Genomic DNA, 19,621 nt, shown 5'->3' on the forward strand with positions numbered 1-19,621 from the left:
CCGCTGTGAACCTTAAGAAGCCGCTTCCTGAGTCGCAGGACGGTTTCATGGGGGTGCAAAATCTGGTATGATTATGAATATTTCGCGGGGAGGAATCATGTCATGAAAATTTTACAACGCTTGAAAGACGGTGCGGGCAAGGTTACCGATCGCGCGCAAAATGTCGTGGAGATTAGTAAACTAAATACTCAAATTTCAAATATCGAACGTGAGCTTGGTTTATATTTTCATAAAATGGGCGAAGTGTTCTATGAGGCTTATCGGAAGAAGGATATGGCCGCAGCGGAAAAAGAGATGCTCGAGCTGGCCAAAACCTGCGATTTGCTGACGGAAGAACGCGACGAAATTCGGATGAAAATCGCCGAGCTCAAAAATGAACGCTTATGCGGCGCCTGCGGCCGGAACGTGGCGGAAGACGCCTTGTTCTGCCAATACTGCGGCCATAAGCTGGCCGTGGCGAAGAAGGCCGTTCCGACCGAGCTGCTGAAGCCGGTGCAGAAGCCGGTGAAGTCCCCGGCAGCCAGCGAGGCGGCCGCTAGCGCCGAGCCGCCTGTGATGAAGCGGGTCGAGGTAGACGAGATGGATACGTTGGAGCTTGCCGCGTCCCTCGTTCGGGAGAAAGCAGAGCAACGGGAGTCGGCGCCCGTATCTGGAGCGGTGGAGCCGATCGATCCTGAGGAAGAGGAGCGTCTCCAACGCGAGCTGGAGCGGGAACGCAGACGTCAGGAGGAGCTGGATCGCCGCATTCGCAGTTGGAAGCAGGACGCCGCCGCTCCGCAGCCGGAGAGTTCGGCGGAACCTGAACTCATCATCGGCGGGGTGGCCACGGTGAAATGCCAAATCTGCTCGTCGACGCTGGTAAAAGGGACAAAATGGTGCCCGCATTGCGGCTCAGAACAAATCTAGTATTTTAACGCTGGATCGCCGGCTTAAAGAAAGTTCATCAGGTTGTCATAAAATCCACTGCCGCAGCAGCACGCTGATTCGTAGTAATAGCTAAGAGCATGCGGTCTACGCCGGCACGGCGGCCCAGGGGCTGGGTGAGATGAAGCAGCTCCGCAGCTGTCGTGCCGTTTTTCTTATCGCGGGCGTTCGGCTTTAAGTGGATGCTCCCGCCTGCGGCAGGGGATGCTATACCGCATAGAACATGATACAGGAGCGTGCAGCACATGGAATGCATTGTACATTTTGACGTCGTACATAAGGATGAAGTGAAGCACTTGCGCGGACTACTCTTCCTCGATCAAGGGAAGACTCCGAGTGAAGCTGACTATCTGCAAATGTTTGACGAGATGGGATATAAGCTGCGTTTGGAGGATCGGAAGAATCTTGTGTTCAAGCCAACGGAAGCCGGTGCGGATTACAGCGAGATCCGGGTACGCCGCCTCGACACGGGGGAGAAGACGTACAAGGAAGACGGCGAATTAAAAACGCTGCTCACCCATCTTTTGCCGCAAGAGCCGAAGCCGCTTTAAACCAGTCTCTGGCGCGGTTTGACGGCACTGCTTCTCGCAGGGCTTTGCAAAGTTTTCACAGAACCCTAAAAGATTCCTCTTTCTCTACCCGGGCGGAATGCGTTATACTTCTAGCATTGGTTAAATGCGAATCCATGAATTTTCCGTATAAGTGCAGGAATTGGCCTGCACGTCTCTACCTGATCACCGGAATGATCGGACTACGGAAAGTACCGCCGTGCATGTGCCCGGGAACCAAGGGGATCAGCTATAGGCTTTCGCTGCCCTGATCGCTGGTTTTGCTATTCGGGTTTATTAGGTGCTTTCTAAATTTAAAGTCCATTTCCGTTGAGAAATGGGCTTTTTTGCGTTTAGTTCATGTGATGAATTATTAGAGGAAAGGGGACACAGGAATGAAGCTGCTGAGAGACAAGGTGATGGCAGAAGGGATTGTACTGGGGAACCAGGTGTTGAAAGTAGATTCGTTTCTTAACCATCAAATGGATCCGGTGCTGATGAAGGAGATTGGGGCTGAGTTCGCCCGGCGCTTTGCCGAAGAAGGCATCACGAAGGTGCTGACGATTGAATCCTCGGGGATTGCCCCGGCGATCATGACCGCGCTGGAGTTGAATGTGCCGATGATCTTTGCCCGCAAGCATCAATCCTTGACGCTGAAGGACAACATTTTTGTGGAAAAAGTCTACTCGTTCACCAAGCGGGAAACCAACGAGATCACCGTATCGAAAAAGTTTCTGCGTGCAGAGGATCGGGTGCTGATCGTGGACGACTTTTTGGCGAACGGCGAGGCGGCCTTTGGACTAGCCCGCATCGTGGAGAAAGCCGGAGCTTCGGTCGCCGGCATCGGGATCGTCATTGAGAAGTCGTTCCAGCCGGGAGCCCGGCTGCTTACGGAAGCAGGGTACCGCGTTGAATCGCTTGTTCGGGTTGCCTCGCTGGAAGACGGTGCGGTGACTTTCGTTGAGGATACACCGAATTATTCATGAGATGAACTAATCATCGGGGAGGAACCAGAATTCTATGGAACGCGAACGTATTTTTCAGAAACACCGTCATCCGCTAAAAACCTTTTCGCTAGGCTTGCAGCACGTATTGGCTATGTATGCCGGGGCTGTGATCGTACCGCTGATCGTTGGAGGCGCGCTGAACTTCACTAACCAACAGCTGACTTACCTGATCGCTATCGACTTGTTGGCTTGCGGTGTAGCTACGCTGCTTCAAGTCTGGGGGAACCGCCTGTTTGGCATCGGGCTTCCGGTGATGCTGGGCTGCGCTTTTCAGGCCGTGTCGCCGATGATTGCCATCGGGCTGACAGACGGCGCAGGGGTCTCCGCCATTTACGGTGCGATTATTGCCTCCGGGCTGTTTGTTTTCCTCTTTGCCGGTTTGTTCGGCAAGCTGATTGCGTTGTTTCCGCCGGTCGTCACTGGCTCCGTGGTCACTATTATCGGTGTCACGCTGATTCCGGTGGCGATTTCGGATCTTGGCGGCGGCAGTCCGGGTGAGAATCCCGACTTTGGGAGCCCGCTTAATCTTGCGCTTGGATTTGGGGTATTGCTGTTCGTTATTTTGATGAACCGCTTTGCCAAGGGCTTTCCGCGTTCCATCTCCGTCTTGCTGGGTCTGATTGCAGGGACGCTGGTGGCTGCGCTCGCCGGGAAAGTAGATTTGACGCCGCTGAAGGAAGCCAGCTGGTTTCATGCGGTACAACCGTTTTATTTTGGTGCACCTACGTTCCACGCTTCAGCGATTCTGACGATGATTCTGGTGGCGATCGTGAGCGTTGCCGAGTCGACCGGCGTATTTATGGCGCTTGGAAAAATCGTGGATAAAGAGATTACGGATAAGGATTTGACGCGGGGGTATCGGGCGGAAGGGCTGGCGATCATGCTCGGCGGGATATTTAACTCGTTTCCGTATACGACATATTCCCAAAATGTCGGGCTTGTCCAAATGAGCCGGGTGAAAACCCGCGACGTGATCGTAGTGGCCGGTACGCTGCTGATCTTGATCGGCTTCGTGCCGAAGATCGCCGCATTAACGCAGCTGGTACCTACGTCGGTGCTCGGCGGAGCGATGATCGCGTTGTTTGGTCTTGTTTTGTCCTCCGGGATTCGGATGTTGGGCGACCAAGTGGATTTGAACCGGCATGAAAACCTGCTGATCATCGCTTGTTCCGTCGGCATGGGGCTGGGTGTGACCGTGCTGCCTGAACTGTTCGACCGGCTGCCGGCCGCGCTGCGGATTCTGGTGGACAATGGCATCGTCGCCGGCAGCTTTACGGCGATTGTGATGAATTTGCTGTTTAACGGTTGGAAGGGTCAGCGCAAGGCAGCTGTGCTGAATGGGGCCGCTGAACCAAGCGAATCCGTCAAAGCTACAGCGTAAAAAGTGCCTCGGTCTAGCCGGAGAATTACATCCGTTGCAGTTGCTTTTCCGCGAGTTCGCCGATCCAAGGCAGCTTCAGCCATTTGCCCTGGAGCGCAGCCAGCATCATGATAATCCAAAGCGTAACGCCCAGCAGGGTCAGCAGCAGATTGACGACCACGCCGATGATCGGCAGAAAGCCGGACAAGGCATGGGCCAGCATGAATCCGCCAAACAGCATGACCGATTGCAGGGCGTGGAACAGCACGAATCGACTGCGCCGCTCTAGGACAAGGAATGCAACTCCGCCCACAAAAGCAAGCAGGTAGCACAGGAAGCCGGCGACATTTTCGTAGAGGCCGGTGGATGATTTGAAAGGGGACATGAGGACGACACCTTCTTTCAGGAGAGGATTGTCTTATCCTAAATGTATGACGAGCCCCCTCATGAAAGAACCAGCTCGGCCCGCTTGGGCGCGAACCACTGCTCTAAAATATCGTCTGCAATCACCTCCGCGGCTTCAGGCCGGCGGAGGTTATCTATTTTTTGGCGAAGCTCGGTCAGCCGGTGTGGGTCCCGAAAGAGCGCGTCGATTTCCTCGGTCAGCTCCGCAGGGGTACGGGCGATACAGGCAACGCCTTTTTGTGCGAGGTAACGCGCATTATTGAGCTCTTGCCCGGGAACGGGGCGGTAGACGAACACCGGCAGCCGGCAAGCCAGCGCCTCGGACAAGGTAATCCCTCCCGGCTTGGTTACGATGCAGTCGCATTTTCGCATCAATGCAGCTACCTGCTCGACATACTCCAAGAGGTGCACGTCTGGATGGGGAGGGAGTTGCTCGTGCAGTGCACGGTATAGCTCGCGGTTCCTTCCGCAAACGGCGATCACCCGGTAACGCTCCAGCGCCATAAACCGCTCGATCACCTCGCGTACTCCCTGCATGGAACCGTAGGCTCCTGCCATCAGTAGGACGGTGGTTTTGCCGGTGCGGTTGTCTGGGAAAAGGTCTTGAAGGGGGCCGATAAGGCGTTCTTCACATGCGGGATGTTGATGGTTAAACTCTGGTTTTACCGGGATGCCGCTTACCCGTATGCGATCTTCGGCGATCCCCCGGCTGATCATTTCCGCTTTCAAGTCGTCGGTTGCGACGTAGTAGCGGTCGACTCCGGAGTGAATCCATCGTCCGTGCAGGTCAAAGTCGGTGATGATATTCGCCAGCGGCAGCGATTGGCCGGTCCGCTTCAGCAGTCTAGGCATCGCGAGCTGGGGGAAGGTGTGGATGATCAGATTCGGCTGGGCTTGTCGCAGCGTTTGTTGTAGCTTGCTGATGCCAAACGAATTGATGACCTCGAGCAGCGGCGCTTCTTGCGGCATTTGTTTGGTGGCGTTGTAGACCCAGCCGTAGAGGCCGGGGATGGTTTTGAAGCTTTGCATATACACGAACTTCGTCAGCCCGTTGATCAGCGGATGTGCTTCAGCCATCAGATCAAGCAACGTGATGTCGGTGACGCCTCTGCTTCGCAAGCTGGCTTCCACCGCTTTGGAGGCTTGGTAATGCCCATCCCCGTAGCTGGCATATAAAATAAGGATTTTTGGAGACCGGGAAGTCATGGCTGTATCACTCCTCTTCATGTCCAGGCAATGCCCCTCAACTGCTTGTAGTTTGCCCCTGCACCCCGTTTATAAATAGTATTAGGTGAAGCGGATAAAAAATGTACAATTGGAAGAAAGCTGAAACCTTCTTCTGAATATGTTACAATAAGACAATAGGAGGTCTTTCCATTACAACTAAATAGCCGGCACAGCTTCATGAATCTGAACCCGCACTTTTCGGCATCGCAAAATCGGAGCATTTACCTTAAGCGTTCTGGGAGGGAATCAGTATGGCAACGAAAGGTCATGATGAAGTGAAAGAAAGTTTACGGGAAATGACCCGAATCTTCAGACCGAAAGATCCGAAGAAGTTCGTGAAAGAATATGTACGCAAGTATCGGATTATGGGCGGCTATGAAGAGGAATTGACCCACCTGGTTGAGCATGAGCTCGGGAAATTGGACTCGTCTGTTTCCTGAACCATTGAGATGGAAGGATATTCGCCGTTCCGGCGCCTTGGGCGTTCGGGACGGTTTTTTTCTTCTGTTCCCACATATATTAAACTGACGGGAACATCACGAAATCAATCGTCGTAGGGCAGCGGAAGGAGAACAGGACGTGAAGGTACGCATAAAAACGAAAGAGGAAATCAAGCGGATCCGTGAGGCGGGACGGATATTGGCCGAGTGCCACCGCGAAATCGCCAAAATGATCGGGCCGGGTATAACCACCCTGGAGATCGACGCCTTCGTGGAGTCGTTTTTGGCGAAGCGGGGAGCTAAGGCGGAGCAAAAGGGATACCACGGGTTTCCGTTTGCGACTTGTGCGTCGATGAATGACGTGGTTTGCCACGGGTTCCCGAGCGATCGTAAGTTGGCGCTCGGAGATATCGTCACGATCGACATTGTGGTAGGCAAAAACGGCTGGATGGCCGATTCCGGCTGGTCTTACCGGATCGGACAGGTGAGCGCTGAGGCGGAGAAGCTGCTGACGACCACCGAGCAGGCGTTGCTGGCCGGGATCGCGCAGGCGGTCCCCGGCAATAAGATCGGGGACATCGGGTATGCGGTGCAGCGCGTGGCGCAGGCCGCGAACATCGGCATCGTGAAGCCGCTGATCGGCCACGGCATCGGCCAGTCGATGCACGAAGCGCCGGACGTGCCGAACTTCGGCCGGCCGCGCACGGGAGTGACGCTGCGGCCGGGGATGGTCATCACGATCGAGCCGATCTTCACCGGCGGGGAAACCGGCGCGGTGCTGTGGGAGGATGACGGCTGGACGATCCGTACCGCGGACGGCAGCCTCGGCGCGCATTATGAACACACGCTGGCGATCACGGAGGACGGACCGCTGGTGCTGACAAACGGGGAATAACGCGGACGAAGAGAGAGCGGAAAGCTCTCTTTTTTGTTTGCTTTGTTCTAACGGAACCTAGAGCCGCTATTTGTCCAGTTTAGTGGTGTCCCTGAATGCTAACGGAACCAGGAGACCTTATTTGAGAGGTGGACAGCGAAATGGCCGCCAAAAAAGTGCAATAAGGTCATTACGTTCCGTTACAGCGGGAAATAGCCGGGAAATGAGCAAATAAGGTCGCTACGTTCCGTTAGAGTTACGAAATAAAGTTTGAAGAAATGTCAAAAATGAAGCGGAGCAGGGAAACGTCACAATTCGCCGAGATTTGTTCAAAATTGGCAGCCTTTTCACTCGGTGTCGAACTGGGGAAAACGTTCGCAAAACCTTTTGTGGTGCGGGTTCTCGGATTTTTGAACAATTTGTGAACTGACCCCGAATCATTGACAAACGAGGGGTTCAATCATATATTTAATAGGTGATTGTTGTAATTGACAGGAATGTAGTTTCCGTGATAGACAGGTGGATTTTTGAGCTGCGCAGGCTGGAAATCTCTGTGATGCTGCGGAAGAAAACGTAAGAAGTGGGGTAGATCAATGATGAAACCTTGGAAGGCTGTTAAGCGGCTAGTACCTTTGTTTGCCATGCTAGCGTTGCTCTTGTCCGCATGCGGCCGTGAAGACCTGTCCGTGCTCAGACCACAGGGTCCAGTAGCTGAAGGGCAGCTCGGATTAATTAAACTGTCGATTACGATCATGATAGTTGTCATGCTGATCGTATTCGGGATCGCGGCTTACGTGTGGATCAAGTATCGCCGTAAACCGGGGCAAAACGACATTCCAAAGCAAGTTGAAGGCAACCATAAGCTGGAGATCATCTGGACTGCGATTCCGTTGGTTCTGGTACTGATTCTGGCGGTTGCAACGGTACAGAAAGTATTTGCTTTTGGCGAGGATTACTCGAAGGATGCCAATGCGGTGAAGATCAAAGTCACTTCGCATTTGTTCTGGTGGGAGTTCACCTATCCGGATTACGGCATTACGACCGCCCAGGATATGATTATCCCTACGGGCAAGAAGATTGCGCTTGAGCTGAAGACAGCGGACGTGCTGCACTCCTTCTGGGTGCCTTCACTCGCCGGCAAAACGGATACGAATACGGACGGAACGATTAATAAAGCTTGGCTGGAAGCCACGAACGAAGGGGTTTACCTCGGGAAGTGCGCCGAGCTGTGCGGGAAATCCCATGCTTTCATGGAGTTTAAAGTCAAGGCGGTTAGCCCAGAGTCCTTTGACCGTTGGGTTGAAGCGATGAAGGCGCCAGTACAAACGATTCAGGATCCAGCCGTTGCGGAAGTATTTAAGACGCAATGCTTGAGCTGCCACGCTATCGGTGACCAAGGCGGACCAGTTGGACCAAACCTGACGGGGATCGGCAGCAGAGAGACGGTTGCGAGCATTTTACATAATGCAGAAGCGTCCGGCAAACCGATCGACGGCAAACCGGTTAAGGATAATTTGGTGGAATGGCTGATGGATCCGCAAAAGGTAAAACCGGGCAACAAAATGCCAAGTCCGAAGGAAGATCTCGGATTAACGGATGCTGAAATCGAAGCCATCGCCGACTACTTGGCTAACAGCAAATTATCTTATTAATCTTGCGTGCCTCTATGGACGGCATGGATGGATAGGAATTAAAAGAGGGGGTACAAACCTTGGCTCATGCTCACACTGTCAAGCGGCACAAGGGGTTAATGGACTGGTTGACGACGGTCGATCACAAGAAAATCGCCATTTTGTATTTAGTGGCGGGCGGTTTGTTCTTTGGGATCGGCGGTATCGAAGCATTGCTGATCCGCGTGCAGCTGGCAAAACCGATGAATGATTTTGTTACGGCACAGCAATTTAACGAATTGATTACGATGCACGGCACAACGATGATTTTCCTTGGCGTTATGCCGGTTATCTTCGCCCTGATGAACGCGGTGATTCCGCTGCAAATCGGGGCTCGGGATGTGGCGTTCCCTTTCTTGAACGCTCTCGGATTTTGGACATTCCTGTTCGGTGGACTGCTGCTGAACCTGAGCTGGGTGATGGGCGGTGCACCGGATGCGGGTTGGACCTCGTACACGCCGCTGTCGAGTACGACGTACAGCTTGACGCATGGGGTTGACTTCTACACGATCGGCTTGCAGATTGCTGGTCTAGGGACACTGATCGGCGGTATTAACTTCCTAGCGACGATCATTACGATGCGCGCGCCGGGGATGTCTTTTATGCGGATGCCGATGTTTACTTGGACGACGTTCGTGACGTCCGCGATGATCCTGTTCGCTTTCCCGGCGATCACGGTAGGTCTGGTGCTGTTGACGTTCGACCGGATTCTCGGCGCGAACTTCTTTAATGTAGAAAGCGGCGGTAACCCGGTGTTGTGGCAGCATATTTTCTGGATTTTCGGACACCCCGAAGTTTACATTTTGATTTTGCCAGCGTTTGGGGTTATCTCCGAAGTTGTTAGTACGTTCTCGCGTAAGCGGTTGTTCGGTTATAGCTCGATGGTGTTCGCTACGATCCTGATCGCCTTCCTGGGCTTCATGGTTTGGGCGCACCATATGTTTACGACAGGGATGGGGCCGGTGGCCAATGCGCTGTTCTCCATCGCTACGATGCTGATCGCTGTTCCGACGGGGATCAAAATCTTCAACTGGTTGTTTACGATGTGGGGCGGTCAAATCCGCTTTACGACGGCCAACCTGTTCGCTTCCGGTTTTATCCCGACGTTCGTTATGGGCGGGGTTACCGGGGTAATGCTGGCTTCGGCGCCGGCAGACTATCAATATCATGATACTTACTTCGTAGTAGCGCATTTCCACTACGTTATCGTAGGCGGTCTGGTTCTGGGCTTGTTCGCCGGACTGCACTACTGGTGGCCGAAGATGTTTGGCCGCGTCCTGAATGAGAAGCTTGGCAAATGGGAGTTCTGGACCTTTATTATTGGCTTCCATATGACGTTCTTCGTACAGCATTTCCTTGGCTTGCTTGGGATGCAACGCCGTGTATTTACGTATTTGCCGAACCAAGGCTTTGACCTGTTGAACTTGATCAGTACGATCGGCGCGTTCTTGATGGGCGTCGGGGTCATCTTGTTCCTGGTGAATATTGCGATTACGGCGAGACAACCAAAAGGCGTTCCGGGCGATGTCTGGGAAGACGGACGGACGCTGGAATGGTCGATTGCTTCTCCACCGGAAGAATACAACTTCAAGCAAATTCCGCTGGTTCGCGGGATTGATGCTTTCTGGAAAGAGAAGATGGCTGGCAACAAAGAAATGACGCCGGCAGAGCCGGTTGGTCCGATTCATATGCCTTCGCCGACGATTCTTCCATTTATCATGTCGGTAGGTTTGTTTATTGCCGGTCTGGGCTTTATGTTCGCTAACGACGATTTTGGTAACGGTGCGATGAACTTCCTGTTCAACAATTACATCGTAGTAGGGCTCGGCTTGGCGATCACGTTCTTGTCGATGCTGCTCCGTTCCTTGTTTGACGATCACGGCTGGCACATCGAACCGGATGAACTGAATGGGAAGGAGGTCAAAGCATGAGTACGCCAAACACATCGCATGTAGCAGGTACGCTGCCGCACGAACCGGAGAAGGCGACGCTGGAAGGCCGTAATAAAATTTTGGGCTTCTGGTTGTTTCTCGGAGGCGAGGCCGTCCTGTTTGGTACCTTGTTTGCAACCTTCCTGACATTGCGGAATCAAATCGCGGATGGCCCGTCCGCAAGTGAGCTGTTTAACTTGGGGATCACGGCCGCTGCAACCTTTATCCTCTTGGTCAGCAGTTTGACGAGTGTGTTCGCCATTCAGGCGATGCACCGGGGAGACAAAGGCAAGCTGGCAGGCTGGTTGGCTGTAACTGTTCTGCTTGGCCTGGCCTTCCTTGTGCTGGAGATTTATGAGTTTGCTGAGTATGTCCTGCATGAAGACTACGGCATGACAACAAGTGCGTTCAGTTCGGCGTTCTATACGCTGGTTGGCTTCCACGGCGCGCACGTGTTGTTCGGGATTTTGTGGATTTCCCTGCTCATCGGGCAACTCTTTAAAAAAGGTCTGACCGTCGTCACGGCACCGAAGATTTACGTGTCGGCCATTTACTGGCACTTCATCGACGTTGTCTGGGTGTTCATTTTCACGGTTGTCTACCTGCTCGGAAAGGTGGTCTAACGGATGGTCAATCAGGAATCAAACGGTTCGCCGGCGGTAAAGCACCGTCAGCGGCATGAAGGTCCGGAGAAACATATTATCGCGTTTATTTTCTCCATCGTTCTGACCCTGATCGCTTTTGCAGCGGTTGCGGCCGGCGGAGTGAATACCGCGTTCACCGTCATTTTGCTGCTGGTGATGGCGGTACTGCAGGTGCTGGTTCAACTGGGTTACTGGATGCACATGAAGGATAAGGGGCATTTGATCCCGATCCTCTTCATGGCCGGCGGATTTTTCGTCGCATTTACCGCGATTATTGCCGCTTTATATTGGATGTGGTGGTAAAGGGAGAAGAGGAGGCTTTCGCCGTTGGCGGGCCCCCTCTTTTGCGAGTTCATCTGCACAGTGAGGATATGTATGGCACAAAAACGGTACCTTCCCGCTTGGGATGCTGTCACCGTTTTTGTCGTATTTGCCCCCTTGTTCACAATTTGGACAGAACTAAGCGCGCTGCGGAAGGAGGGTTTGCCGTGCTGGGATTAGAATATTTTAATTTCACAGCGGTCTGGAGCCCGGTATTTTTGGCTTTCATGCTGCTGGTCACGGCCGGATATTTCGTGTTAATTGGGCCGGGAGCTGAGAAATGGGCAGAGGGTGAAGTCCACGTTCCAGCGAGACGGAAAGTGTTGTTCGTCACCGGGATGCTGCTGCTCTATCTGGCTCAAGGCGGCCCGGTGGAACTGCTCGGCCATATGATGTTCAGCTTCCATATGCTCAGCATGGCGATGTCCTATCTGTTGGCGCCGCCACTGTTAATGCTGGGGCTTCCCCCTTGGGTTTGGCGCCGTGTGACGGCGTTTCTGGCTTCAAGCCCGCTCAGGGCACTGAAGTTTCTGGCTCGCCCGGTGGTGGCAGCTGTGGTGTTTAACGGGTTGTTTTCGTTTTATCATCTGCCGGTCGTGCATGATTATGTGATGCTTCATTTCGGGGTGCATCGCCTGTACTATGTCGTATTGTTTATCGCGGCAGTTCTCATGTGGTGGACGCTGGTGAATCCGCTGCCCGAGCGGGCAGGGGTTCAGGGGCTCAAGAAGATGGGCTTTATCTTCCTCAACATGGTGCTGCTCACGCCAGCCTGCGGCTTGATCATCTTTGCGGACGAGCCGCTGTACGCGACTTACAGCGATCCGGCTGTCTGGGCGCGGGCGATGGGTTATTGCGTTGCCGGCGACCCGGCGCAGCTGCTTCGTCAGTTCGGCGGCCCGCAATTTTTTGGCTACCTGCAGCCCAACATCGATCAGCAGGTCGGTGGAATCCTGATGAAATTCATTCAGGAATTCATCTTTGCGTCGATGCTGGCGTACGTGTTTTACCATTGGTACAAGCAGGAAAACCGCGAGAACGACGAGGAAGAAGCGGAGGGAGCTGCGTTGTCTAACTCTTCGCTGAATCCACCCCCGCCTCAGACCGGATCTTAAATCTGTGGGATGGGAGTCCGGCCTGCGAATTGGGGTCAGAAGGTTACCTCACAAAACGTTTAGGAGGATGCAAATTGGATCTGTTCACGTTATTTCCGACGCTCAGCACATCGTTTATCGTCATTAGTGCCGTGCTGGTAGCGATCGGTTGGGGGCTCATCATTAAAGGGAAACGGGAAGCTCACAAGAGGACGATGATTGCTGCGGCCGTCGCTGCGCTTCTGTTCTTCCTGATCTATATGTCGCGGACCGTATTTATCGGCAATACCTCATGGGGCGGACCAGATAGCCTCAAAGGCTATTATCAGACGTTCCTCGCCTTCCATATCGTCCTGGCAACCGTTGCGGCCGTATTTGGCATCACCACGCTGGTGCTTGGCTTCAAGGAGAAATACGCCAAACACCGCAAATGGGGACGAGTCACCTCGGTCATCTGGTTCTGCACGGCGATTACCGGCGTAGTCGTTTATGTGCTGCTGTATATGTTGTATCCGGGCGGCCATACGAAGCCGGTGTGGGAAGTCATTTTGGGAATGTAAATGATCGTTAGTTTGGACTGGATCCTATCAAAGGCCAATGGCCGATTCGTGAAGAATCGCGCTGTTGGCTTTTTTTTAAGATATCAGAAAGTATAAACTTCGGGGCATTGGCATCCTGATATCGCAAGAAAAACTTCCGCTAAACGCGGTCTGTCTACTTTGAATGTACGTCGATAGACGTTTTTCTTAAGATATCAGAAAGTATAAACTTCGGAGCTTCCGCTTCCTGATATCGCAAGAAAAACTACCGCTAACCGCGGTCTGTCTTCCTAGAATATACGTCGATAGACGTTTTTCTTAAGATATCAGAAAGTATAAACTTCGGAGCTTCCGCTTCCTGATATCGCAAGAAAAACTACCGCTAACCGCGGTCTGTCTTCCTAGAATATACGTCGATAGACGTTTTTCTTATGCGGGTGGAAGGAGCATTGACACGAAAATGAGCACAGATTATACTGTGTATAAAGATATAAACAGTAAGCACAGTGATTATCACACCCTGTCGACGAACATCAATCACGAACGAAGGACGACGATGGGATTGAAAAGAGGTGGATAGACGATGGATAGTTGGAAGGGTGCTTGGGCGATCTTCAAAAAAGATTTGCGAAACGATCGGCTCTATCTCATTTGGAACGTCATCTTTATGCTGTACATTTCGCTGATGCTCGGCATCTTCATCGGAACCCGGGAGGAAGCCGAGTACGTGATGAATCCGATGGGCGATTTCATGATGCTGATGATCGTTCCGTTCACAGGGTTCTTTTTTACCCGGAGGTCATTTAACTATATTCGGGAAAATTCGTATACCCAAATGCTGCGATATTATCGCGTGTTGCCGATTTCCTTGCGGACGGTGCTGAGAAGCAGGCTGATCCAGTTAGGGGCGGCGATGCTGCTGAACGGCATATTGTTTTACGGCGGCCTTTATCTGGTCACGTATCTGATGAATAGTATGATGTGGGATTTTGGAGCCTTTCTCGTGTTTTGCTTCACTTGGACCGGGTACAGCTTACTGATCAACGGGTTGTTCATCTTTTGCGAGCTTCTGACGAGCGGCAAAGTTTATTTAGGGTTAACGTTCCTGCTCATGCTGGTGTTGGGGGGAGCCGCTTTGGTTATGAATTTGCTTGACTTCAACCTGCTGGCGTTCATCTTGGAAAGCTCCCGGCGTTACGTGATCTTGTCACCAGTGATGTGGTGCTCCTTAGCTATCGGCGGTCTCGGATTCACTTACCTGTTATCGTTGACGCGGCGAAAACTGCTGCAGCGGGATTTGGCCTAAAGATGGCACGGAAATACGGGAGTAAGGCGGAGGTGAGCAAGAAAGGTGTGGATTCCCATTCAAATCAACGAAAATAGCGCTGCGCCGCTTTATCATCAAATAGAGTCGCAGCTTCGCTCCCTGATCGTCAGCGGCCAAATCGAAGAAGGTACGTTGCTGCCTTCGATTCGGGAATTCGCCGGCGCCTTAAACTGCAGCGTCATTACGGTACGCCGGGTTTATCAAGATTTAGAGGCCGAGGGATTGCTTCGGACGCGGCAGGGAACAGGTACGTTTGTCGCCAAGGTCAGCGCGGACGAACGTGATGAATACCGTACCGCAGTTGTGAAGGAAGCGCTGGAGAAGGCGGTGGATACCGGGAAATCGATGCAATACGAGGCGGAAGAGTTAAAGCAGCTTTTTTTGCAGGTCATGCAACAGAAATATAACTCAAATCAAGACAAGGAGGGGGCGGATTAATGGCACAACCGATGGCGATTGAGCTGATTGGAGCGCTGAAGCAGGGCCGCCGTAAAACGATCGGGCCGTTGCATTTACAAGTACCGAAGGGGTATATCGTGGCTCTGGTTGGACCTAACGGCTCTGGAAAAAGCACGATGATGCAATTCATTCAGCAAACGCTGCGGCCGGATGCGGGGGAGATTCGTTGGTTTGGACAGTCGTTCTCCGGCGAATTGCCGCTTGAGCTGCGCCAACAAATCGGATATGTCCCGGAAGCACCAGAACCGGAAGAAAATTATATGACCGCCGAGCGCGCAGCTGAATTCCGGTCGCAATGGTATCCGACTTGGGATGAGAAACTCTTTGAGGATCTCATGAATCGGTTTGAGGTCCCAAGAAATGAACGGTTAAACCGGATGTCCAAAGGAGAGCGACGTAAATTCGAGATTGCGGCAGCGCTGGCTGCCCGGCCGAAACTGCTGCTGCTCGACGAGCCCTCCTCGGGGCTGGATCCCTTCGCTTGGAAGGGCATGATCGACGAGCTCCGGGACTTTATGGCAGGCGAGGACATGACGATTTTGATCGCGACCCATATCGTGGAGGAAGTCAAGCGGCTGGCTGACTACATTGCTTTAATCCACCAGGGGCAGGTACTCGGGATGGCCGAGAAGGATCAGCTGTTCAGCAGCTGGAAGGAGATCTGGATCCGCAGCAGCGACTGCTCGCCAAGCGATTTGCCCGAGGGAACGATTCTTCGCGTCGATGGACCGCAGGTGACGAAGCTGGTCGTCCAGGAGCAGCATGAAGGAGAACTGCAGCGGAGTCTCGCGGCGAAAGGCCTGCAGGTGATCCAGACCCGCAGCTTGGAGTTAGATGAAATTTTGCAGCTATGGATTCAAGGGCATTCACCGGCGAAGCTGGTATCCACATCCACAGCGGCATTGGTTTAATGGCATGAATAATTTCGTAGTGAAGAAGGAGAGGGAATATGGCGAAACCATTGGTACTGGACCACGTAATGAAGCAGTTTGGCGAGAAAACGGCTGTCAACAACATTTCGCTCCAGGTAGAGGAAGGCGAGATTTACGGTTTGCTTGGCGCCAATGGTGCCGGGAAGACGACAACGATGCGGATGGTGCTGGGTTTGATCTATCCGGATGGCGGGCAGATCTTGTACAACGGTAAGCCTTACAGCCGGGAGCTGCAATCGCAAATGGGTTATCTGCCGGAGGAACGCGGCTTGTACCCGAAGGTGAAGGTCAGCGACCAAATCATCTACCTGGCCCGCTTGCGCGGCATGTCTGCGGCGGAGGCCGACAAGAGCTTGAAGTATTGGCTTGAACGGTTTGAAGTGCCGGAATACTACGATAAGAAAATCGAGGAACTGTCCAAAGGCAACCAGCAAAAAATGGGCTTTATCGCTGCGGTCGTCCATAAACCGAAAATCGTCATCATGGACGAAGCGTTTAGCGGCTTGGACCCGGTTAACGTCGAGCTGCTGAAGGCGACGGTGAAGGAGCTGCGCGATCAAGGCACCAGCATTCTGTTCTCCACCCACCGGATGGAGCATGTAGAGGAGCTGTGCCGTAACATCACGATTTTGCACCGTTCGAATACCGTGCTGCAGGGCAATTTGCAGGAGATCAAAAAACGTTATCCACGCGAAGAAGTGCTCTTGCATACAGCGGGAGAAGTAACGGGACTCGAGCGGATCGCGGGCGTGGAGAAGGTTGAGCGGAAAGAACGCGGCTATCTGGTGCGGATCTCGCAGGTATCGGCGGCGCAAGAGATTTTGCGTAGAGCGATGGAAGTCAGCGAAGTGGAGCATTTCGAGATTAAGGAGCCTACGCTGAATCAGATCTTCATTAAAGAGGTAGGTGAATCCAATGAATAAAATGGGGACGGTCGTTGGCTTTACGTTCATGAATAAAGTTCGAACGAAATCATTTATCATTACGACGCTCGTGTTGGCGCTGCTGGTGACGATCGGGCTGCATGTGCCTTATTTTATCGATAAATTTACCGGCGGGGAGGATCAACCGACGAAGATCGGCATTGTGTACGAAGGGCAGCCGGAGCTGGCGAAGTCACTTGAAGCCTACACGGAGAAGCAGCCGGCGGCAGGTTACACGCTGGTTCCTTATGAACAAGCGGACAACGCGAAACTGCTAGCGGCGATTGAAGCCGGGGAAATTGATGGTTATTTGCAATTTGCCGAAGGAGATGGCGGGGTCTTCCCGGCGGTGACCTATACCTCGAAAAAAGACAGCTTGGGAATGGGACTGCAAAATGCGCTGCAGGCAGCACTGCAGAACGTTAAGGCGGAGTATATCACGAAAGGCATGCTGACTGAGGAGCAGATCGCCGCGTTAAGCGCGCCGGTCCAAATCGATGCGGTGAAGGCTTCACCGGAATCCGGCGCTGAGGAATCGGGTCATCAGGCGAAAGCGATGGGGGCGATTAATTACGTTATCGTGTATGTGCTCATCATCTTGTTCTTCATGACCATTATGATGACGGGCAATATGATCTCGGCCGAAGTCACCGCAGAGAAAAGCTCGCGCATTATGGAAATTCTCATCACCAGCGTATCACCGCTGGCGCAAATGTTCGGGAAGATTATCGGGATGTTTTTTATCGGGCTGCTGCAAATCGCCGTTTTTGCCGGGGTGATTGCGATCAATATCTCGCTGCCGTATAACCAGCCGGTGTTGGCGGATTTCAATTTGCATCTGTCCGACATCCGCGTAGAAGTGTTAGTGCTTGGCCTGATTTTCTACATCTTGGGTTACTTCCTGTATGCGACGCTGTTTGCCGCGATCGGCTCGCTGGTCAGCCGGACCGAGGAGCTGGGGCAAGCGGTGATGCCAATTACGATGCTGTCGCTGGCGGCGTTCTATATCGGGATCTTCAGCTTGAGCACGCCAGACTCGCTGCTGATGAAGGTCAGCTCCTTCATCCCGTTCGTTTCGCCGGTCTCGATGATCGTGCGGATCGGCATCGGGGAGCCGCCGGTCTGGGAAATCGCGGCTTCGCTGATCGTCCTGGCTATTGCCATCTTCGTGTTCGGCTGGTTGTCGGCGAAGATTTACCGCACCGGCGTCCTGCTGTACGGTAAACGTCCGACCTTCAAAGAGCTGCGCAAAGCGATGAAGGCTTATAAGATCTAGATTAACTGCGCTAAGCAATCAAAGTGTATTAAGCCTTGGTAGACGTACTCTCGTCTATCAAGGCTTTTCTTGTTTGCGCGGAGTTATGGTGCGTAATGCTCCAGAAGCTCGCGGGACCATCGAGTATCCCGGCTGTTAGGCGAATACATGAACCGGCATGACGCCAGCATCGCGATTTTGAATCGGGATTTTGTGCAGCTTCACTATGAACCCTAATAAAACACTGGTACTTTTGATGGCAGCCCTGGCAGCGGTATTGATGCTGAGCGCATGCGGCAATAAATCGTTAAGTGGAGCACCACAAGAGCAAAATACGACGACGAATACGTCAGGGGTCAGTGACCAGACATCGGCAAATTCCGAATCGGGAAATAACGCGGCCGCTTCGGATCAGGAGACGGGGACAAACGATAACGCAGCAGATACGACGGCGGCCCGCACCCTCGTTTACGAAGGCGCGGGCTGGGCTGTTTTTAGGGCATGTTCGGTTTGACGATAGGGGGATTATTAACTAAAATATATACCCGTGGGGGTATGATGTAATAATGCGATGTCAGGCACGAGGGATAATTGAAAGGAGTGCACGACATGTCCGAAGAACATCACTATGCAGAAGAAGTCAAACGCAGATTGAAACGAATCGAAGGTCAGGTGCGCGGGGTGCTTCGCATGATGGAGGAAGGGAAGCCATGCAAGGAAGTGGTGTGCCAGCTATCTGCAGTGCGGAGTGCTGCGGATAAGGCTTTGGCCCAAATCGTTGCGGATAACCTGCAGCAGTGCATTTTGGAGGAGCAGGCCCAAGGGGGAGACACCGCCCATTTGGTGAAGGAAGCGGTAGAGCTGCTGGTTAAGAGCCGGTAATTCGAAAAGGAGATGATCACGGTGGCGTTTCAGCCAGAAAAGGAAATAACTCCGGCCGAGCTCGTCATGCGAATGAAACGGGGCGAACAGGTTCATGTGCTGGATGTACGCGAGCCGCTTGAGTGGGCCGAAGGCCATATTCCAGGGGCTAAACATATTCCGTTGGGGCAGCTGCCAGAGCGATTTGTGGAGCTGGATCCGGAGGAAGAGCTGATCGTCGTCTGCCGCAGCGGCGGGCGGAGCAGTCTGGCGTGTGAGCTGCTCAGTGAAAGAGGCTACCGTGTGGTCAACATGACCGGCGGAATGCTGGCCTGGCAGGATGAAGTGGAGTGAGCGACATGCTGACCATGGCAGGAGGAATATTGCTTGCCGCCTGGATAATCGGATATGTACTGCGGTTGGTATGGCCTGTCTCGGGTCTAAAGTTCGTGGAGGAGAGGGCCTTATGCGGGTTCGACCTGCCGCCGCAGACGAAGATACTGGATGTCCGGGACGCGTCTTATTATGAAGAATGCCACCTGAACGGAGCGATCAACATTTCGTTAGGTCGATTACCTTTTGTATGGGCGAAGGAGCTTTCGTCTTCGGACCCTGTTCTGATTGTCGCGGACCGTCGGTCTGCGGTGATAAAAGCAGCACGAATCTTACGCAGACGAGGCTTCCGGCAGCTTTACGCCTTGCGCGGCGAAGCTTGCCGGGAAGGAGCTTCGCGGCAGCATTGTTTAGAGAAAGAACCCGCCTGTTGATGCAGGCGGGTTTTTGGTGTACAGTGAAGCGATCATGGGTCTACTTGCGAAAATGAAACTTTCAGACTAACATGAACGTTTAATGTACAGCAAGTATATTAGAGAGCAGGGGA

At 53.0% G+C, this 19,621-nt stretch carries 23 protein-coding genes and 1 riboswitch; of the genes, 21 read left to right on the forward strand and 2 right to left on the reverse strand.

The genetic code is table 11. The annotated features are described in order from the left end of the window. Window positions 1-102: 102 nt before the first annotated feature. The 4 genes from NSQ80_RS03065 (at window position 103) to NSQ80_RS03080 (ending at window position 3,860) form a co-directional block, all read left to right on the forward strand. Window positions 103-906: a zinc ribbon domain-containing protein gene (locus NSQ80_RS03065; RefSeq protein WP_009224049.1), complete on the forward strand. Its 804-nt coding sequence runs from the start codon at window positions 103-105 to the stop codon at window positions 904-906. Window positions 907-1,169: 263 nt separating this feature from the next. Next, window positions 1,170-1,475: a hypothetical protein gene (locus NSQ80_RS03070; RefSeq protein ID WP_036644472.1), complete on the forward strand. Its 306-nt coding sequence runs from the start codon at window positions 1,170-1,172 to the stop codon at window positions 1,473-1,475. Between the two features lie 123 nt (window positions 1,476-1,598). After that, window positions 1,599-1,698, forward strand: a riboswitch (purine riboswitch). Between the two features lie 169 nt (window positions 1,699-1,867). Continuing rightward, window positions 1,868-2,458, forward strand: a complete 591-nt coding sequence (locus NSQ80_RS03075) for a xanthine phosphoribosyltransferase (RefSeq protein WP_009224051.1) — start codon at window positions 1,868-1,870, stop codon at window positions 2,456-2,458. A gap of 34 nt (window positions 2,459-2,492) precedes the next feature. Then, window positions 2,493-3,860: a nucleobase:cation symporter-2 family protein gene (locus tag NSQ80_RS03080; RefSeq protein ID WP_009224052.1), complete on the forward strand. Its 1,368-nt coding sequence runs from the start codon at window positions 2,493-2,495 to the stop codon at window positions 3,858-3,860. 25 nt (window positions 3,861-3,885) lie between these two features. Here NSQ80_RS03080 and NSQ80_RS03085 read toward each other — a convergent pair whose 3' ends face one another. Further along, on the reverse strand, window positions 3,886-4,224 hold the full coding sequence (locus NSQ80_RS03085) for a hypothetical protein (RefSeq protein ID WP_009224053.1): 339 nt from the start codon (window positions 4,222-4,224) through the stop codon (window positions 3,886-3,888). A 59-nt stretch (window positions 4,225-4,283) separates the two neighbouring features. Beyond that, the gene (locus NSQ80_RS03090; RefSeq protein WP_339301305.1) at window positions 4,284-5,450 is read right to left on the reverse strand and encodes a glycosyltransferase; all 1,167 of its coding nucleotides are present in this window, start codon (window positions 5,448-5,450) and stop codon (window positions 4,284-4,286) included. A gap of 272 nt (window positions 5,451-5,722) precedes the next feature. Between NSQ80_RS03090 and NSQ80_RS03095 the strand changes: the two genes are divergently transcribed. The 17 genes from NSQ80_RS03095 to NSQ80_RS03175 all read left to right on the forward strand — a co-directional run bounded on the left by NSQ80_RS03095 (window position 5,723) and on the right by NSQ80_RS03175 (window position 19,508). Further along, window positions 5,723-5,911 (forward strand): hypothetical protein, encoded by a 189-nt coding sequence (locus NSQ80_RS03095; RefSeq protein WP_009224055.1) that lies wholly within the window; start codon window positions 5,723-5,725, stop codon window positions 5,909-5,911. Between the two features lie 139 nt (window positions 5,912-6,050). Then, window positions 6,051-6,806, forward strand: a complete 756-nt coding sequence (gene map / locus NSQ80_RS03100) for a type I methionyl aminopeptidase (protein ID WP_009224056.1) — start codon at window positions 6,051-6,053, stop codon at window positions 6,804-6,806. 572 nt (window positions 6,807-7,378) lie between these two features. Continuing rightward, on the forward strand, window positions 7,379-8,437 hold the full coding sequence (gene coxB, locus NSQ80_RS03105; RefSeq protein ID WP_009224057.1) for a cytochrome c oxidase subunit II: 1,059 nt from the start codon (window positions 7,379-7,381) through the stop codon (window positions 8,435-8,437). A 98-nt stretch (window positions 8,438-8,535) separates the two neighbouring features. Further along, the gene (ctaD, locus tag NSQ80_RS03110) at window positions 8,536-10,386 is read left to right on the forward strand and encodes a cytochrome c oxidase subunit I (protein WP_050769715.1); all 1,851 of its coding nucleotides are present in this window, start codon (window positions 8,536-8,538) and stop codon (window positions 10,384-10,386) included. Continuing rightward, complete coding sequence (locus NSQ80_RS03115; RefSeq protein ID WP_009224059.1) at window positions 10,383-11,009, forward strand: cytochrome (ubi)quinol oxidase subunit III; 627 nt, start codon at window positions 10,383-10,385, stop codon at window positions 11,007-11,009. The genes ctaD and NSQ80_RS03115 overlap by 4 nt, the downstream gene beginning before the upstream one ends. A 3-nt stretch (window positions 11,010-11,012) precedes the next feature. After that, the gene (locus NSQ80_RS03120) at window positions 11,013-11,333 is read left to right on the forward strand and encodes a cytochrome C oxidase subunit IV family protein (RefSeq protein WP_009224060.1); all 321 of its coding nucleotides are present in this window, start codon (window positions 11,013-11,015) and stop codon (window positions 11,331-11,333) included. Window positions 11,334-11,518: 185 nt separating this feature from the next. Next, window positions 11,519-12,466, forward strand: coding sequence for a cytochrome c oxidase assembly factor CtaG (gene ctaG / locus NSQ80_RS03125; RefSeq protein ID WP_009224061.1), 948 nt, complete (start codon window positions 11,519-11,521; stop codon window positions 12,464-12,466). Between the two features lie 74 nt (window positions 12,467-12,540). After that, window positions 12,541-13,005, forward strand: coding sequence for a DUF420 domain-containing protein (locus tag NSQ80_RS03130; RefSeq protein WP_260071548.1), 465 nt, complete (start codon window positions 12,541-12,543; stop codon window positions 13,003-13,005). Between the two features lie 562 nt (window positions 13,006-13,567). After that, on the forward strand, window positions 13,568-14,290 hold the full coding sequence (locus NSQ80_RS03135; protein WP_260071547.1) for a hypothetical protein: 723 nt from the start codon (window positions 13,568-13,570) through the stop codon (window positions 14,288-14,290). Between the two features lie 45 nt (window positions 14,291-14,335). Next, window positions 14,336-14,749, forward strand: coding sequence for a GntR family transcriptional regulator (locus tag NSQ80_RS03140; RefSeq protein ID WP_009224064.1), 414 nt, complete (start codon window positions 14,336-14,338; stop codon window positions 14,747-14,749). Further along, window positions 14,749-15,681, forward strand: coding sequence for an ABC transporter ATP-binding protein (locus NSQ80_RS03145; protein WP_323078960.1), 933 nt, complete (start codon window positions 14,749-14,751; stop codon window positions 15,679-15,681). The genes NSQ80_RS03140 and NSQ80_RS03145 overlap by 1 nt, the downstream gene beginning before the upstream one ends. Window positions 15,682-15,719: 38 nt before the next feature. Further along, the gene (locus tag NSQ80_RS03150; protein ID WP_339301309.1) at window positions 15,720-16,625 is read left to right on the forward strand and encodes an ATP-binding cassette domain-containing protein; all 906 of its coding nucleotides are present in this window, start codon (window positions 15,720-15,722) and stop codon (window positions 16,623-16,625) included. Continuing rightward, on the forward strand, window positions 16,618-17,901 hold the full coding sequence (locus NSQ80_RS03155; protein WP_339301311.1) for an ABC transporter permease: 1,284 nt from the start codon (window positions 16,618-16,620) through the stop codon (window positions 17,899-17,901). Before NSQ80_RS03150 ends, NSQ80_RS03155 begins: the two co-directional genes overlap by 8 nt. A 205-nt stretch (window positions 17,902-18,106) precedes the next feature. Beyond that, window positions 18,107-18,394 carry a hypothetical protein gene (locus tag NSQ80_RS03160; protein ID WP_260071544.1) on the forward strand — a complete coding sequence of 96 codons (288 nt, stop codon included), beginning with the start codon at window positions 18,107-18,109 and terminating at the stop codon, window positions 18,392-18,394. Window positions 18,395-18,489: 95 nt separating this feature from the next. Next, a complete protein-coding gene (locus NSQ80_RS03165) occupies window positions 18,490-18,762 on the forward strand; it encodes a metal-sensitive transcriptional regulator (protein WP_036644478.1) in 273 nt (90 codons plus the stop codon). A 12-nt stretch (window positions 18,763-18,774) separates the two neighbouring features. Further along, the gene (locus NSQ80_RS03170; protein WP_339301314.1) at window positions 18,775-19,095 is read left to right on the forward strand and encodes a rhodanese-like domain-containing protein; all 321 of its coding nucleotides are present in this window, start codon (window positions 18,775-18,777) and stop codon (window positions 19,093-19,095) included. 5 nt (window positions 19,096-19,100) lie between these two features. Further along, a complete protein-coding gene (locus tag NSQ80_RS03175; RefSeq protein ID WP_232282242.1) occupies window positions 19,101-19,508 on the forward strand; it encodes a rhodanese-like domain-containing protein in 408 nt (135 codons plus the stop codon). Window positions 19,509-19,621 lie beyond the last annotated feature (113 nt).

It is taken from the genome of Paenibacillus sp. FSL K6-2441 (assembly GCF_037964765.1).
Classification (GTDB): domain Bacteria; phylum Bacillota; class Bacilli; order Paenibacillales; family Paenibacillaceae; genus Fontibacillus; species Fontibacillus phoenicis.

Excerpts from the sequence above, each read along its gene's own strand:
- NSQ80_RS03090 (WP_339301305.1), bottom strand. The coding sequence starts at position 5,450 with ATGACTTCCCGGTCTCCAAAAATCCTTATTTTATATGCCAGCTACGGG.
- NSQ80_RS03095 (WP_009224055.1), top strand. The coding sequence starts at position 5,723 with ATGGCAACGAAAGGTCATGATGAAGTGAAAGAAAGTTTACGGGAAATG.
- NSQ80_RS03080 (WP_009224052.1), top strand. The coding sequence starts at position 2,493 with ATGGAACGCGAACGTATTTTTCAGAAACACCGTCATCCGCTAAAAACC.
- NSQ80_RS03145 (WP_323078960.1), top strand. The coding sequence starts at position 14,749 with ATGGCACAACCGATGGCGATTGAGCTGATTGGAGCGCTGAAGCAGGGC.
- coxB (WP_009224057.1), top strand. The coding sequence starts at position 7,379 with ATGATGAAACCTTGGAAGGCTGTTAAGCGGCTAGTACCTTTGTTTGCC.
- NSQ80_RS03120 (WP_009224060.1), top strand. The coding sequence starts at position 11,013 with ATGGTCAATCAGGAATCAAACGGTTCGCCGGCGGTAAAGCACCGTCAG.
- NSQ80_RS03135 (WP_260071547.1), top strand. The coding sequence starts at position 13,568 with ATGGATAGTTGGAAGGGTGCTTGGGCGATCTTCAAAAAAGATTTGCGA.
- NSQ80_RS03160 (WP_260071544.1), top strand. The coding sequence starts at position 18,107 with ATGAACCCTAATAAAACACTGGTACTTTTGATGGCAGCCCTGGCAGCG.
- ctaD (WP_050769715.1), top strand. The coding sequence starts at position 8,536 with ATGGACTGGTTGACGACGGTCGATCACAAGAAAATCGCCATTTTGTAT.
- NSQ80_RS03175 (WP_232282242.1), top strand. The coding sequence starts at position 19,101 with ATGCTGACCATGGCAGGAGGAATATTGCTTGCCGCCTGGATAATCGGA.
- NSQ80_RS03150 (WP_339301309.1), top strand. The coding sequence starts at position 15,720 with ATGGCGAAACCATTGGTACTGGACCACGTAATGAAGCAGTTTGGCGAG.
- NSQ80_RS03115 (WP_009224059.1), top strand. The coding sequence starts at position 10,383 with ATGAGTACGCCAAACACATCGCATGTAGCAGGTACGCTGCCGCACGAA.
- NSQ80_RS03170 (WP_339301314.1), top strand. The coding sequence starts at position 18,775 with ATGATCACGGTGGCGTTTCAGCCAGAAAAGGAAATAACTCCGGCCGAG.
- NSQ80_RS03165 (WP_036644478.1), top strand. The coding sequence starts at position 18,490 with ATGTCCGAAGAACATCACTATGCAGAAGAAGTCAAACGCAGATTGAAA.
- NSQ80_RS03085 (WP_009224053.1), bottom strand. The coding sequence starts at position 4,224 with ATGTCCCCTTTCAAATCATCCACCGGCCTCTACGAAAATGTCGCCGGC.
- NSQ80_RS03075 (WP_009224051.1), top strand. The coding sequence starts at position 1,868 with ATGAAGCTGCTGAGAGACAAGGTGATGGCAGAAGGGATTGTACTGGGG.
- NSQ80_RS03155 (WP_339301311.1), top strand. The coding sequence starts at position 16,618 with ATGAATAAAATGGGGACGGTCGTTGGCTTTACGTTCATGAATAAAGTT.
- NSQ80_RS03065 (WP_009224049.1), top strand. The coding sequence starts at position 103 with ATGAAAATTTTACAACGCTTGAAAGACGGTGCGGGCAAGGTTACCGAT.
- NSQ80_RS03070 (WP_036644472.1), top strand. The coding sequence starts at position 1,170 with ATGGAATGCATTGTACATTTTGACGTCGTACATAAGGATGAAGTGAAG.